Annotated in this window: 14 protein-coding genes; 10 read left to right on the forward strand and 4 right to left on the reverse strand. The window is 41.9% G+C overall.

Features of this window, described 5'->3' with window-relative positions; translation table 11 throughout:
• Positions 1 to 2: 2 nt before the first annotated feature.
• A complete protein-coding gene (locus M1M80_RS07480; RefSeq protein WP_060398486.1) occupies positions 3 to 2,405 on the reverse strand; it encodes an EAL domain-containing protein in 2,403 nt (800 codons plus the stop codon).
• Between the two features lie 215 nt (positions 2,406 to 2,620).
• On the opposite strand from M1M80_RS07480, the gene M1M80_RS07485 reads away from it, so the two are divergent.
• The 4 genes from M1M80_RS07485 to M1M80_RS07500 all read left to right on the forward strand — a co-directional run bounded on the left by M1M80_RS07485 (position 2,621) and on the right by M1M80_RS07500 (position 6,472).
• Positions 2,621 to 3,256: a DedA family protein gene (locus M1M80_RS07485; protein WP_019258221.1), complete on the forward strand. Its 636-nt coding sequence runs from the start codon at positions 2,621 to 2,623 to the stop codon at positions 3,254 to 3,256.
• Positions 3,257 to 3,515: 259 nt separating this feature from the next.
• Complete coding sequence (locus tag M1M80_RS07490; RefSeq protein ID WP_003239012.1) at positions 3,516 to 4,310, forward strand: TerC family protein; 795 nt, start codon at positions 3,516 to 3,518, stop codon at positions 4,308 to 4,310.
• A 264-nt stretch (positions 4,311 to 4,574) separates the two neighbouring features.
• Positions 4,575 to 5,330: an RNA polymerase sigma factor SigI gene (gene sigI, locus M1M80_RS07495; protein WP_003239011.1), complete on the forward strand. Its 756-nt coding sequence runs from the start codon at positions 4,575 to 4,577 to the stop codon at positions 5,328 to 5,330.
• Positions 5,327 to 6,472 carry an anti-sigma factor domain-containing protein gene (locus M1M80_RS07500; protein WP_003239010.1) on the forward strand — a complete coding sequence of 382 codons (1,146 nt, stop codon included), beginning with the start codon at positions 5,327 to 5,329 and terminating at the stop codon, positions 6,470 to 6,472. Before sigI ends, M1M80_RS07500 begins: the two co-directional genes overlap by 4 nt.
• A 10-nt stretch (positions 6,473 to 6,482) precedes the next feature.
• On the opposite strand, the gene sspD is transcribed toward M1M80_RS07500, so the two are convergent.
• Together sspD and htpK are read right to left on the reverse strand one after the other, a co-directional pair.
• Positions 6,483 to 6,677 (reverse strand): acid-soluble spore protein SspD, encoded by a 195-nt coding sequence (sspD, locus tag M1M80_RS07505; RefSeq protein WP_003218568.1) that lies wholly within the window; start codon positions 6,675 to 6,677, stop codon positions 6,483 to 6,485.
• Between the two features lie 121 nt (positions 6,678 to 6,798).
• Positions 6,799 to 7,500, reverse strand: a complete 702-nt coding sequence (gene htpK, locus M1M80_RS07510; RefSeq protein WP_003239009.1) for a transcriptional regulator HtpK — start codon at positions 7,498 to 7,500, stop codon at positions 6,799 to 6,801.
• A 168-nt stretch (positions 7,501 to 7,668) separates the two neighbouring features.
• Between htpK and htpX the strand changes: the two genes are divergently transcribed.
• The 4 genes from htpX to M1M80_RS07530 all read left to right on the forward strand — a co-directional run bounded on the left by htpX (position 7,669) and on the right by M1M80_RS07530 (position 10,559).
• Positions 7,669 to 8,565 (forward strand): protease HtpX, encoded by an 897-nt coding sequence (htpX, locus tag M1M80_RS07515; RefSeq protein ID WP_060398487.1) that lies wholly within the window; start codon positions 7,669 to 7,671, stop codon positions 8,563 to 8,565.
• 163 nt (positions 8,566 to 8,728) lie between these two features.
• Positions 8,729 to 10,078 (forward strand): Ktr system potassium transporter KtrD, encoded by a 1,350-nt coding sequence (gene ktrD, locus M1M80_RS07520; protein ID WP_060398488.1) that lies wholly within the window; start codon positions 8,729 to 8,731, stop codon positions 10,076 to 10,078.
• 152 nt (positions 10,079 to 10,230) lie between these two features.
• Entirely contained in the window at positions 10,231 to 10,386 is a 156-nt protein-coding gene (locus tag M1M80_RS07525) for a hypothetical protein (protein WP_003232510.1), read from the forward strand.
• A gap of 2 nt (positions 10,387 to 10,388) precedes the next feature.
• Complete coding sequence (locus M1M80_RS07530; protein ID WP_003239006.1) at positions 10,389 to 10,559, forward strand: hypothetical protein; 171 nt, start codon at positions 10,389 to 10,391, stop codon at positions 10,557 to 10,559.
• A 42-nt stretch (positions 10,560 to 10,601) separates the two neighbouring features.
• On the opposite strand, the gene M1M80_RS07535 is transcribed toward M1M80_RS07530, so the two are convergent.
• Positions 10,602 to 11,624 (reverse strand): acyltransferase family protein, encoded by a 1,023-nt coding sequence (locus tag M1M80_RS07535; RefSeq protein WP_060398489.1) that lies wholly within the window; start codon positions 11,622 to 11,624, stop codon positions 10,602 to 10,604.
• A gap of 252 nt (positions 11,625 to 11,876) precedes the next feature.
• On the opposite strand from M1M80_RS07535, the gene kinE reads away from it, so the two are divergent.
• Both kinE and M1M80_RS07545 read left to right on the forward strand, forming a co-directional pair.
• Entirely contained in the window at positions 11,877 to 14,093 is a 2,217-nt protein-coding gene (kinE, locus tag M1M80_RS07540) for a sporulation two-component system sensor histidine kinase KinE (protein ID WP_060398490.1), read from the forward strand.
• Positions 14,090 to 14,587: a methylated-DNA--[protein]-cysteine S-methyltransferase gene (locus tag M1M80_RS07545; RefSeq protein WP_060398491.1), complete on the forward strand. Its 498-nt coding sequence runs from the start codon at positions 14,090 to 14,092 to the stop codon at positions 14,585 to 14,587. The genes kinE and M1M80_RS07545 overlap by 4 nt, the downstream gene beginning before the upstream one ends.
• Positions 14,588 to 14,659 lie beyond the last annotated feature (72 nt).

Genomic DNA, 14,659 nt, shown 5'->3' on the forward strand with positions numbered 1-14,659 from the left:
TGTTATTGCGGCGGCTGTTCGAGAATTAATTGTTCGAGTTGTTCCGGCGGTATCGGCTTGCTGAAATAGAAGCCCTGTAAATGGTCACAGCCTTTTTCGTAAAGAAGCTGTTTTTGAGCTGAATTTTCCACGCCTTCAGCAATCACCTGCAAAGACAGCTGATGGCCCATGGCAATAATAGCCCCGGTAATTTGCTCTGATTTCGGATGGGTTTGAATATCATCGATAAACGATTTGTCGATTTTCAGCCTGTGAATCGGAAAATCCTTCAAATAGCTAAGAGAACTGTGCCCCGTTCCGAAATCGTCAATACTGATTCTGATTCCTAATTCCGTTAAAGACGACAAAACCTTTTTGGAGTGATCGAGATTGTCCATTGTCATGCTTTCTGTCACTTCAACTTCAAGAAGCTGCGGAGGAAGCTGGTATTTCATTAGCGTGTCCTTGATCAGGGGAATCAGATCTTCGGATTGAAACTGTCTGGCGGAAATATTAATAGCGACAGAAAGATCAAAGCCTTTGTCATACCAAGCCCTTGCCTGCTTGCAGGCTTCATCTATTATCCACTTTCCGATATCAATAATGAGACCCGTCTCTTCAGCAACACCGATGAATTCTCCGGGCGGACACAGCTGCCCATCGGGGGTGACAAGGCGTATTAGTGCTTCGGCACCCGTCATTTTTTGGTTTTTTGTACTGAATTGAGGCTGATAATGCAAGACAAATCGATTGTTTTCTATGGCTTCTCTCAGCACCATCTCTTGGTTAAGCTTGACGGTTTCTTTGTTGCCGATTGAAAAAGAATAGTATCTGTATTTGCTTTTGTTTCGTTCTTTAGCGGCATACATCGCCATATCTGCTTTTTTCATCAATTCAAGGCCGTCCGTCCCGTCTTTCGGTGATATCGCAATCCCGATACTGACAGATGTGACAAGCGTGTGATCCTGGATTTTAAATGGCTTTTTGAATTTTTGGATAATTTTTCTTGCTAAAACATCTGCTTCGCCTGTTCTGGTATTGGCGTCCGTCAATATGATAATAAATTCATCTCCGCCAAGGCGGGCGATAAATCCATTATCAGGGACAACAGAAGACAGACGTCTAGCTGCCAGCTGAAGCAGCTGATCGCCGACATTATGTCCTAGTGCATCGTTAATCACTTTAAAGCGGTTTAAGTCCAGAAAGAATACAATGGTGTTATAATTCAAGGTATACTCGCGATTCAGCACCTCTGTTAAGTGCGAGATGGCGTGCCGTCTGTTGGGTAAATCTGTTAGCGAATCGTAATGAGCCATTCTATGGATTTCTTTTTCTGCTCTATACTGCTTTGTCATGTCCTTGCAGATGACATAAATGCTGTCCAGCTCTTGATTGACCTCAACGGGGATGAGCGTAATATTTAAGTGGAACTGGCCTTTTTCAGTGGTAAGGTCGCTATCGCTGTTAATGGCTTGTTTCTCTTTTTTGACTTGCTTAAAAAGGCGCTTAATCTTCTGCGATGTATAGTTTCTCCAATCGTGCATGCTAAATCCAAATTTGCTGACCATGTCCTCACCAGCATGATTGGATGATATAATCTCTCCTTCTAATGACAAAATAAAAATGGCATCAATATTGTGAATGATTAAAGACTGAAACCTCTGTTCGTTATCCTTTATGCGTTCGCTCTGTTTAATAAACTTTCGGTCGGCATGGGAACTGAATAATAATAGCGTTTGTATACAGAAAATGAGTAACGTAACAAAAATCGACCAATGAAACGTATGGACCTCCATATGGCTTCCGGGCGGTGCCATGTCCATGTGGAAAGTCGCCGCAAGCATTCCCGTATAGTGCATGCCTGAAATCCCTATACCCATTACAATCGAACTGATGACTTTATAGAACATAAGATGATCAGAATGTTTTTTTACAGCCAAATCAAAGAATATTTTTAACGAGACGAAAGATGCTACAATTGCAATAATTATTGAAACTGTAAAAAGAATCGGTTCGTACATAATCATTACCCGGGAAATGGAAGACATTCCGATATAGTGCATAGATGCAATAGATGCGCCAAGCACTACTGATCCGGTAAGCAGTCTGTAATATGTAAGAATATGCCGGCTGACAAAATATAATGATACAAATGATCCGGAAACAGCTGCGCCAATGGATGCCATTAAAGGCATGAATTCATATTGCATCGGCATCTCCATATGGACGGCCATCATCCCGACAAAATGCATTGCCCAAATACCGAATCCCATAATAAGTGAGCCGCTGATCAGCCAAACTTTGCTTTTTAAACCCGTATTGATGGTGACTTTCCTTGACAGTTCAAGGGAAGTGTACGATGCGGCACAGGCAATTAGAATAGATAAACATATGAGTGTTGTATTATACGTTACGTGTATTTCCAAATGGAGATTCCCCCCGTGTGTTCCAGTCTAGTTGACTCTCCTTAATATCGGCTGCTTAACCGCAGAGTTTCAGCCTTTAAGACTATAGAAATTGCAAGAAATACATCTGAGATTTATTTTTAGTTCAGCTGACCGTGAAAAATGTGTTAAAATCATGTTGACGTTTTCCGAAAAAACAAAATGTATTTTACATAAATTTGGACAAAGGGGAAGTGATGGATATCGAAGAGCTGATTATGTCTTGGATAGAAGCATTTAAAAGCTTATCTTATTTTGGAATATTTCTAGCGCTCTGTATTGAGTTTATCCCTGCTGAAATCGTCCTGCCGCTTGCGGGTTATTGGGTATCTAAAGGTGATATGACGCTTGCCGGCGCCGTTTTGGCGGGGTCACTTGGGGGAGTGGCCGGCCCGCTCACGCTGTATTGGATAGGGCGATACGGAGGAAGGCCGTTTCTTGAGCGTTTTGGGAAGTACCTCTTTATTAAACCTGAGGCTCTCGATAAGTCGGACGAATTTTTCAAAAAGCATGGGGGCTTTGTAGCCTTCAGCGGCCGTTTCTTGCCAGGCATCCGCACATTGATCTCCATACCGTGCGGAATTGCAAAAATGAACGTTTGGGTGTTTTCGCTTTATACGTTCATCGCCATGGTCCCGATAACATTTGTATATGTTTATCTCGGTGTGAAACTCGGTGAAAATTGGAAGGAAGTCGGCTCTATTCTCGATCAATATATGCTTCCGATCGGGATAGCGATTTTGGCGCTGTTTGTGTTTTACTTGCTGTTGAAAAAGAGGAAAAAACGCACGCACTCCGAACATTTATCTGTATTTTTAAAAAATAAACGTTGACAAATAATCGCGCTGCGCATATCATTGACGTATAATATCATATTTCTTGAAATCCCAAAGGGGAGTAGCGTCCGGAATGCTTTCCGGAAACAAAGTCGTCATTTCATGGATTGTCATATCCATCGGCTTTGTTGGCATGCCTGAATTCATGTCTAGCAAGACCTTTGCCTTATGTCGGCAAAGGTCTTTTTTGTATGGTCCGGCCGGCATAAGATCGGATGAAGAGAAAGAAAACAACTTTTTTGGGAGGGTATCATTTATGGATGCAGCATTATTATTAGAGTATGGTTGGGTTCTTCTCGTCTTGATCGGGCTGGAAGGTATTTTAGCCGCCGATAACGCGTTGGTTATGGCGGTAATGGTAAAACATTTGCCGGAGGAAAAAAGAAAAAAGGCTTTATTTTACGGATTGGCAGGGGCTTTTGTTCTGCGGTTTGGCTCTTTATTCGCGATTTCTTTTTTGGTCAACGTATGGCAGGTTCAAGCGATTGGCGCGATCTACTTACTGTATATCTCAGCAAGCCACCTATTGAAAAGGTATGTATTTAAGAAAGAAGACACGCATAAAGAGACGAAACAAAGCGGTTTTTGGCCGACTGTTTTAAAAGTTGAACTGGCTGATATCGCGTTTGCGGTTGATTCCATCTTAGCGGCAGTAGCGCTAGCGGTTACGCTTCCTGGAACATCGCTTCCGAAGATCGGCGGACTTGACGGAGGACAATTCATCGTCATTTTGGCCGGAGGTATCATCGGCCTGGTGATTATGCGGTTTGCGGCTTCAATGTTTGTTAAATTATTAAAGGAACGTCCAAGCCTAGAAACAGCAGCCTTTGTGATTGTCGGCTGGGTCGGAGTGAAGCTTGCTTTATATACACTTGCTCATCAAGATATAGCGGTTGTTTCCGAGCACTTTATCCATTCTGGAACATGGAAGTTGATATTCTGGGGTGTATTAGCGGCAATCGCGGTTTGCGGCTGGTTCATGTCAGGTGCAAAAAAACAGCCGGAGGGCGCACAAATCGAACAAAAAAACAGCAGCCGGGAAAGGGCGTAATCTTAAAGACTCTGCTTGAAAAGCAGAGTCTTTTCATGTTTAAAACGTTTTCATGGGCGAAATAAAATAACATTTTTATAACAGCTTTGTTACAAAAAACACGGATAAAACCCCCTTAATTCTCTAGAAAGGCACGAAATCATGTATAGTACGTCAGAATGGTTTGTCATAATTGAGACATTGGAAATTAATATTTCTTTTTCTCCTTTGCGAATCCCTATCAAATTAGCTATCATTAATGAGTAGTTATAGGGAGGAACTGAGGTGAAACCAGTGCTTAGCCTTTTGTTTAAATTGGGTAAAAAGAAGCAAACGCTTGAAAAAACTGTTGAAAGTATACAAAAAGGCAATAAAGATCTGCAAAATGAATTAATACAGCAATATAAGCCATTTATCGCAAAGACGGTTTCATCCGTTTGTAAACGATATATAGATGAAAAAGACGATGAGTTCAGCATCGGACTGATCGCGTTTAATGAAGCTATTGAAAAATACTCACCTGAAAAAGGCAATTCTCTGCTCGCATTTGCTGAGCTTATTATAAAAAGAAAAGTCATTGATTACATCAGAAAAGAAGCTAGAAGCGCACAAAATATAAACATCGATTTACAGGAAGGAGACGATCAGGAGTCATCACAAAGCCTGATTGAAGCCGAGCTTTCCATTGATGAATACCGCCGTCAGATTGAACAGGAGCAGAGGCGGGAGGAAATTCTCTATTTTCAGAAGCAGCTTAAAGATTATGGTTTATCGTTTAAGGAGCTGCTTGAAAACTCTCCAAAGCATGCGGACGCAAGGCAAAACGCCATAAAGGTGGCGATTACCCTTGTTGAACATGAAGAATTGGCCGCTATCCTGTATACAAAGAAACAGCTTCCGGTGAAACAGCTCGAACAGCTTGTCTCTGTAAGCCGAAAAACGATTGAGAGAAACAGAAAATATATTATTGCGATGTGTATTATCATTACGGGTGATTATATTTATTTAAAAGATTATCTTAAAGGGGTGCTGCACTCATGAGAAGAGGGATTATAGTAGAGAAAAATAGAAAATTCGTCACGTTGCTGACCCCTGACGGACAATTTTTAAAAGCCAAAAATGATCGCCACAGCTATGAAATCGGAGAAGAAATCATGCTTCCGAGTGAATCACGCATGGGCAGAAGGGCCAGCTTTTTTGATTTTTTAAAACTGCGCCCTTTCAAAATGGGGATTTTTACGATGACTGCTATTATGCTTTTTATTTTTATAGTTCTCCCCGTTTTTTCTAATAATAAGGCCTATGCGTATATGACAATTGATATCAATCCAAGCTTCGAAATGGCATTAAACAGCGATTACGAAGTGATTGAACTGACGCCTCTGAACGATGAGGGGAAGAAGGTCGTAAATGATATAGATGATTGGGAGAAGACTGATTTTAAAAAGGTGATTGACGATATTATAACCGACTGCAGTGAGCACGGATATGTAAAGGAATCGAAAGAAATATTGATTTCCACTGTTTATGAAAATACGGAAGATAATACATATAAAACCGCTGTGAAAAAGCAGCTTAATGATGTGACGGAAAAATATAAAACGACATACCGCATGGAATCTCTCGAGTCAGATATGCAAACGAGGGAAAAAGCGAAGAAGGAAGGCGTTTCAACAGGCAGCTACATCAAATCAAATGAAAAGAATAATCATAAAGATTCAAAAGAAGACTCCAGCAAACCATCCGGGGAAGAGGATCAAAAGAGTGCCGGAAATGAGGATGAAACCATCGATCAAACAGACGGCGAGGACAGCAAGCAAGGAGATAATGAACAGCTGGATGATACGGATTCCGGTGAACAGAATGAAGACACAACGGATGACCAGACAGATGATAGTGACAAAGATAAAGATGTAAAGGAATCAGATGAAAACACAAATGCTGAAAAAGATGGGGATCATGAGCAAACCCCAATACAAGATCCTCAAGATAAAGGAAATGAGGAAAATAGCGCTGAAAAGGGCCAAAGCCAGTATCACAGGGACTGGAATAACGGTGACAAAGGAAAGAATCGTTCTTCGTCCGGCGGGAATAACGCTTCTGACCGCCGTAATCCAAACGGCTACAGCAGTAATAATAATTCAGCTCAAACTGAAGATTCGCCGAGTGACCCCGGCGAATAAAGACCTGAATTTATTTAGTTGTGCCATTTAATTGTGATTGTGCTTGCTGTACCAGACGCTTTGTCATTTCCCCGCCTACAGAGCCGTTAGCACGTGCGACTGTATCAGAACCAAGGTTCACACCGAATTCTTGAGCCACTTCGAGTTTAAATTGGTCTAGTGCCTGCTCCACCCCTGGAACAACGAGTTTATTTCTGCTCGCCATCTTTTTCATCTCCTTTTTCTATAAAGAAATTCTTAACGCGTATTTAGTTTGAAATGTACGGGGTTTATTTATGCTGGCAATTGTTGTGGAGAATAAGAAAACCCCGGCCTTTAGCCGGGGACTATAGAATGTCAGCTGTCATTTTATGTGCGGTTGCCTGAATATGGAACGTCAAAATGGAGAGTACTGTAATTGCGATGATCTGTCTGATTTTAAGCCATTGGCTGTCATTCAGTTCTTCAAAACGGTGGCGAAGACGATTTGTCTCCTGTTCGACGATCTCCTGAAGATTGGATTCTTTCATAGAAGGCGTGTCTTGGTGATAAATGGCATCAAGCACATATGCACAGCTTTCATAATAATCAATCGGGCTGATGACATCATCGGATCTGTCTGAGATGGTGTTAAAGGCCACTTTTAAAATAGCCCGTATGTGTTCAAAGTCATAAATGGATTTTAAATCACGTACAATTAAAAGAATGACTGCCTGTTCAACTGAATATTTTTTGCCCAGTTCAGGATGTCCGATCAGATCTTTGATATCACGCTTTACCCAGTTTTGGATCGCGGTTGACTTTAACGAAGTCAGCTCGCATAAGTTGCCAAGTTCTACGATTTCGTTTGTAGAGAGACCGTATTCTTTTTTCTGTTTTTTTCGTTCGTATCTTGTAAGAAATTCAGGAATTTCAAGATGATTGGCTGCATTGTCTGCTGACATGTTCGCTGATTGGACGAGAATGTCGAGCGGGCTTATTTCTCCTTGTCCTTTTAGGGAATAGAGCAGCCGCACCATATCGGTTCGAGTGAGTTTAAAAATGTTCATTGTTCACCTCTTCAAAACAATTTGACGCGGATATAAGTTTATGTATGAATTCAAAATTAAAGCGTCATCAATACATTAACATCATACGTCTAATTACTTGCATTTTCAAACGGTTGTTTTATAATTAAATATACAGGTTCTTTTGATCTTAAAATAACGGAGGTTATTATGGCGAAAAGAATTTTTCTGTTTATTTTAACGAATATTTTGGTGCTTACGACAATCGGGATCGTTTTGTCTGTTTTAAGCTCTGTTACTGGAGTTGGAACGTACTTTACAGCTGATGGCGGTATCGATCCAATAGCGCTCCTTGTGTTCAGTTTAGTCGTTGGTTTTGTCGGTTCCTTTACATCTCTTGCGATGTCCAGATGGATGGCAAAGACGATGATGGGTGTCAGAGTGCTGAACCCGAACAAGCACACGCTCAGTTATGAGGAACAGCAATTGGTTGATCGCGTACACCGATTAAGCCGCTCTGCCGGTTTAACCAAAATGCCGGAGGTCGGAATTTATCGTTCACCTGAAGTGAACGCGTTTGCGACTGGACCGTCAAAACGCCGTTCCCTTGTGGCAGTGTCGTCAGGGCTGCTGGAGCAAATGGATGATGCCGCTGTTGAAGGTGTGCTTGCACACGAGGTCGCGCATATCGCTAATGGTGATATGGTGACAATGACGCTTTTACAAGGTATCGTCAATACCTTTGTCGTCTTTTTATCGCGTATCGCAGCATGGATTGCGAGCCGTTTTGTCAAAGAAGATCTTGCGCCGATCGTTCATTTTATTGCAATGATTGTCTTTCAGATTATCTTTTCCATTCTCGGCAGCCTGGTTGTGTTTGCGTACTCACGCCATCGTGAATTCCATGCTGACAGGGGAGGAGCGGATCTTGCCGGCAAGGATAAGATGATTCATGCGCTCCGGACGCTTAAGAGCTATTCTTCCCGCATTATGGAAGACGATCAGACAGCTGTCCAAACATTAAAGATTAATGGCAAGAAGCGATCTTCGCTTTTCTCTACTCACCCTGATTTAGATGAGCGAATCAGACGGTTAGAAGCGAAATAACAACATTCCTCTGAGACAATTCTCAGAGGTTTTTTTTATTCCTTTGACTAAAACGATAAAAAATGAAGCAAGTTAAGAAAATGTTTCGTAAAAGCCTTTAAAAATGGACCTAATATCTTTAGAATAATTACCGTATCTAAAAAGAGAGGCAGAAGGATTTTACATGAAATTTAAGCTTGGAAAACTGATACAGGCACTATCTCCAGCCCAGCTGATTGCATTATATTATTTTCTTGCAGTTACTGTGGCCGTTATATTGCTGAGTCTGCCGGCGGCCCATAAACCGGGGGCGGACTGGACGTTTATTGATGCGCTGTTTACGGCTGTCAGTTCAGTCAGCGTGACGGGGCTGACGGTAGTTGATACAGCTGACACATTCAGCACAATAGGTATTTTTATATTGGCATTTGTTCTGCAATTTGGCGGAATCGGGATTATGACGCTCGGAACGTTTATTTGGCTGATCATGGGAAAACGAATCGGGCTGAAAGAACGTAAATTGATTATGGTTGACCAAAACCAATCCCAGTTTTCAGGGATTGTCAATCTCATGAAGCAGGTTCTATTTCTGATCTTATGGATTGAATTTTTTGGCGGGCTCATACTCGGCACCTATTTCTTAACCTACTATGATTCCTATCAGGAAGCTTATTTACACGGATTTTTTGCCAGTATCAGCGCAACCACAAATGGCGGATTTGATATTACCGGCAGTTCCATGATTCCATTCCGCCACGATTATTTTGTGCAGTTTATTACAATGCTTTTAATTGTATTTGGAGCAATTGGATTTCCCGTGCTTGTCGAAGTAAAGGATTTCTTGTTTTCAAAGCAACGGAGATACCCGTTTACACTTTTTACGAAAATCACGACCATTACGTTCGGCTCACTCGTCTTGTTTGGAGCCATCGGCATTTATATCCTGGAAGCAAACCACGCGTTTGCGGGAAAGTCATGGCATGACATTTTGTTTCTGTCCCTGTTTCAATCAACGGCAACCCGAAGCGGGGGGCTGGCAACCATTGATATCAGCCAATTATCAGATGCTACAATATTTTTTGTTTGCGCGCTGATGTTTATCGGAGCGTCGCCAAGCTCAGTCGGGGGAGGCATACGGACAACGACTTTCGCTCTGAACCTTCTTGCGCTGTTTCATTTTGCCCGCGGCAATAAAGCGGTAAAGGTATTCAAGCGGGAGCTCCACCCTGCTGATCTCATGAAGTCGCTTGTTGTCACGATGATGGCAATCCTGCTCGTTTTTGGCGCGACACTTATCCTGACCATCACAGAAAAGCATTCTCTGCCGGAGCTGTTGTTTGAAGTGTGTTCGGCATTCGGCACAACCGGACTGTCGCTTGGCATTACTGCTGATTTGAGCAACGTTGGAAAATGCGTCATTATGATTGTGATGTTTATCGGGCGAATCGGCATCCTGACCTTCCTGTACCTGATCGGAAGAAAGGAAATCGAAGCGAATTATCATTATCCGAAGGAAAGAGTGATTATCGGATAGAAAAAACACCGCATTTTGCGGTGTTTTTTGATTGCCAAAAAAAAGATGTGTGACGCCGTTTCAGTTGGAGAACCTAACATCAACAGGTGCAGCTTAAGGATCTTGCATCTTTAATGAAATAAAATGTCTGAAAACTGGCGAGGAGGATTCGTATGAAGCGCAAAGCCGAAGTGAATGAAGCCATTAAAAATAACAATACACCTACAGAGAGCATGGACCCAAATTCATATAAGACACAGTATCATGACGACCCGAATTTTAGGGGTGCAAACCGCAATTCCAAACAGGGTCAGCAAGGAGGCATGTGATTTTGAAGAAAAACCGTCATAGCAAAGATATGCAAAATCATAAAAAGCCTATGAATAAGAAGGTGCTGGAGGAAGAATTCTCAAGTGAATTTGGGGATTACAATGCCGGAAAAATCATCGAAACGCTAGAAGTCACAAAGCCTAAAAAGAAAAAAGAGAAAAAACAAAAATAAAAAAAGACCTCTTAGGCGATGTTCCGCTTAAGAGGTGCTTTTCTATTTTAAATAAGCATTTTTGCTGCTTCCCCTGACGAATTGCAATAAGCTGGTCATTCTCAGCTCAATAAAGGGCTGAGCAACTGTCTTAACAAAATTGCTGGAGAGAACGGACGTAAGGGCAGCGGTTAAAAGTAATAGAATGACTAAGTTCTGATAGTCAGTAAGCTGATCCTCAAGACCGACCTGCCGCAGCGTTTTAATAATAAACCCATGGAGCAGATAGACGTAAAATGTCCGCGTGCCCCATTTTGTAAAGAAATAGCGTTTTTGCGGAACGAGCGCTAAAAAGCTGAAAGTAGATGCGAAGGCGAGTACATACCAGCCGATCCTGATCAGGCCGCTAGCCAGGGTAACGTCTCCAAATGAAGAATACGGTTTAGAGCCGAACAGAAAAGAATAGTCAAAATCAATGCCCCAGCAGATGACGAATACGGCGGCAAGCACCCCGGTCGCAATTTGTTTGCCTCGTTTTGATCTCAGTAAATCAAAATGATGTTTATTTAAATAAAACCCGACAAGGAACATCGGTAAGAATACAAATGTCCGCGACAAGCTCAGCGTGCTGCTGACAAAGTCAAGATAGCCGATCAGCACGGCAATTCCGCAGCTGACAAACAGCGCCCACAGCTTAGAAAGCTTTGAAAAAGGATAAAGCAGCAGATTCCAAAAGAATAAGCTGACGAGAAACCATAACGACCATTGCGGATCAATCGGGTTCACATTTGCCATGCTTTCGTCTTGCATAATGTAATAAAAGACGGAATAAATGATTTGGAAAATCAAATACGGAATAATCAGCTTGACCGCCAGCTTTTTCACATATCCCGCGCGTTTAAAACCTTTCGCGAAATATCCGGATACGAGAATAAAGGCAGGCATGTGGAATGTGTAAATGAACTTGTAGAGGTAGAGCATAAAGTTGTTATCATTAATAAAAGATCGAAGAATATGACCGAATACAACAAGGAATATCAATAAGAATTTTGCATTATCAAAATAACTGTCCCGCGATTTACTCATAGCATCACCTTCTCTTTAATCAGTCACTAAGAGATTATTCCCTGTTGGTATATATTTTAAAATAAAAGATGAAAAAGGAATCTAAAAAACCGCTGATTGTTAGGACGATGTAAAGTGACGGTAAGGATCGTAGAAAATGTCTTCGTTATGTAACCGCGCTGAAATTTTCTGAAATTTATAGGGCAAATGAAGGAAGTTCCCGCATTTTGTAGAAATATTGAGGGATAGGTTTTGAAGAAGGAGTGTACACGTATGGAAACTCTTGGTGTCCAGACAAATTCAGAGCTGCAGGAAGAACTGAAGCGTCTCAAAGAAGAAAATGTCCAGCTGAAAAAGGAATTGAATCAGCATCAAGTGATTGTCAACAATACGCTCGATGCTATTTTTATATGTGATAATGAAATGCGGATCGTTCAGGCGAATGAAGCGACGGAGAGGATGCTTCAAGTTGATTCGGAAGATTTGAAAAAGCGTTCCGTTTTGGATTTTTTGTTTTCAATCCCAAAGGATGAGCTGAATCTTGCCGTAAAGAAGTTTTTTAAGAAAGGTTTCCTGTGGAAGGAGGTTCCGATCAGGCTTGATGGCGGGGCGACAAAATACATAGAGTTTCTGGCCAAAAGAGGGATAGGCGAGGATTTCTTTTTTGTTGTCATGAGAGACATATCTTCAAAGAAGATTCTGGAGCGGGAATTCTCTATGAATGAACAGCTTTTTAAGGACTTGTTTGACAGAGCTGTTGACGGAATCGTCCTTTTTGATAAAGATGGCGGTTTTATTGATGCCAATTTGTCCTTCTGTAAAAGCTTTGAAATCAATCAAAATGAGCTGTCTCATTTATCGTTGTATGAGTTCATAGACAGCGGCTCACGAAAAGACTTTGATAATATATGGAAGGCGCTCAACCGCAAGGGAAAAGCGAAGGGTGAGCTGCCCGTCAAGCTTCGTTCAGGAGTCCAAAAGCTATTTGAATTCACGATTACTTCAAACATCATCAGCGGTTTTTACATGTCCATTATGAGGGATATCACAGAGAAGCGGTCTATGGAGCTGCAGCTCTTTAAAAGTGAGGAGCGCTTCAGAGAAATATTTGAAAATGCGATGGACGCCATTATCATCTGGTCGAATGACGGAAGAATTGTGAAGGCGAATCAGTCAGCCTGTAAAATCTTTGAGCTGCCGATGAATTTGCTGTTGAAGAGAAGGCTGTGTGATTTTCTCGTTGACTCGCAGCAGAAATACAGCATAACAAAGAGGAAATACGCAAAATACGGAGAGATCAGAGAAGAGCTGCTGTTTCAAATGGGGAACGGGCAGTTCAAAGAACTCGAATTTACTTCAAAGCGGACAATACTTGAAAACCAGCACTTGACGATTTTAAGAAATGTCAGCGACAGAAAGCGGATGGAAAAGGAGCTTCGGGAAAGCGAGCTGAAATTCAGAAAAGTGTTCAACGGCTCAATGGACGGCAATGTATTGTTCGACAATCAATACCGAATCATCGACGCCAACCCGTTAGCAAGCAACATTTTAGGCCTGTCACATGAAGAGATTAAACAGCACAGCCTATTAGATATTATTTCTTCATATGAAATAGAAAACCTTGCTTCGCCGGCGAGGCAGATTAATTTTGATGAAATGGACAACGAAATTCCGTTTTTGTTGAGCAGCAATGACAACAGAAAACTGGAATTCTCATTTAAACGAAATATTATTCAAAATATGAACCTGGCTATCTTTAAAGACGTAACAGAGCGAAAAGAACTGGAGGAACGCCTGCGCAAGTCAGATACCCTTCATGTTGTCGGCGAACTCGCTGCAGGCATCGCTCATGAAATCAGAAATCCGATGACAGCTCTTAAAGGCTTCATTCAGCTTCTGAAAGGAAGTGTGGAGGGAGACTACGCCCTTTACTTCAACGTGATCACCTCAGAACTAAAGCGCATCGAATCCATCATCACCGAATTCTTGATTTTAGCCAAGCCCCAGGCCATTATGTATGAAGAAAAACATGTTACCCAAATTATGAGAGACACCATAGACCTTCTCAACGCTCAAGCCAATCTCAGCAACGTGCAAATGCATCTTGATCTAATTGGCGACATCCCACCGATCTACTGTGAACCGAATCAGCTGAAACAAGTATTTATCAATATATTAAAAAATGCCATCGAAGTGATGCCTGACGGCGGAAACATTTTTGTGACGATAAGGACATTGGATCAAGATCATGTTCTCATCTCCTTAAAAGACGAGGGAATCGGAATGACAGAAGATAAATTAAAGCGCCTTGGTGAACCGTTTTATACGACAAAGGAACGGGGAACTGGACTTGGGCTTATGGTAAGCTATAAAATTATTGAAGAGCATCAAGGCGAAATCATGGTAGAAAGTGAAGAAGGGAAGGGCACTGTTTTCCATCTTACGCTTCCCGTCAGACAGAATGCTGAAGAAAGAAGGATTGATGAATGAACTACTATACGACAGCGGAAACGCCGCTCGGGGAACTTATAATTGCTGAGGAGGATGGACATATCACCCGTCTATTTCTCAGTCAGGAAGATTGGATGGATTGGAAAGAAAGCGTTCAGAATACAGAGCACATGGAAACACCTTATCTGGCAGAGGCCAAAAAACAGCTTCATGAATATTTCGCCGGCGAAAGAAAGAGATTCTCACTGCCGCTCAGCCAAAAGGGCACTCCTTTTCAGCAAAAAGTGTGGGAAGCGCTGGCGATGATACCATACGGAGAATCCCGAAGCTATGCTGACATCGCCGCTGCGGTCGGCAGTCCGAAAGCGGTGCGCGCAGTCGGACAGGCTAATAAACGAAACGACCTGCCGATTTTTGTCCCATGCCACAGAGTGATCGGCAAAAACAGTGCGTTAACAGGGTACGCTGGGAGCAAAACTGATATCAAAGCATTTTTGCTGAACATCGAGCAAATCTCCTACAAAGAAAAATAAAACATATGGCACGTTCCCTTTTTTCACGGCCGACATATCATTTTATTAAGTTAAAAAAGTTGGTCTGATGAA

It is taken from the genome of Bacillus inaquosorum, assembly GCF_023238325.1.
GTDB lineage: Bacteria > Bacillota > Bacilli > Bacillales > Bacillaceae > Bacillus > Bacillus inaquosorum.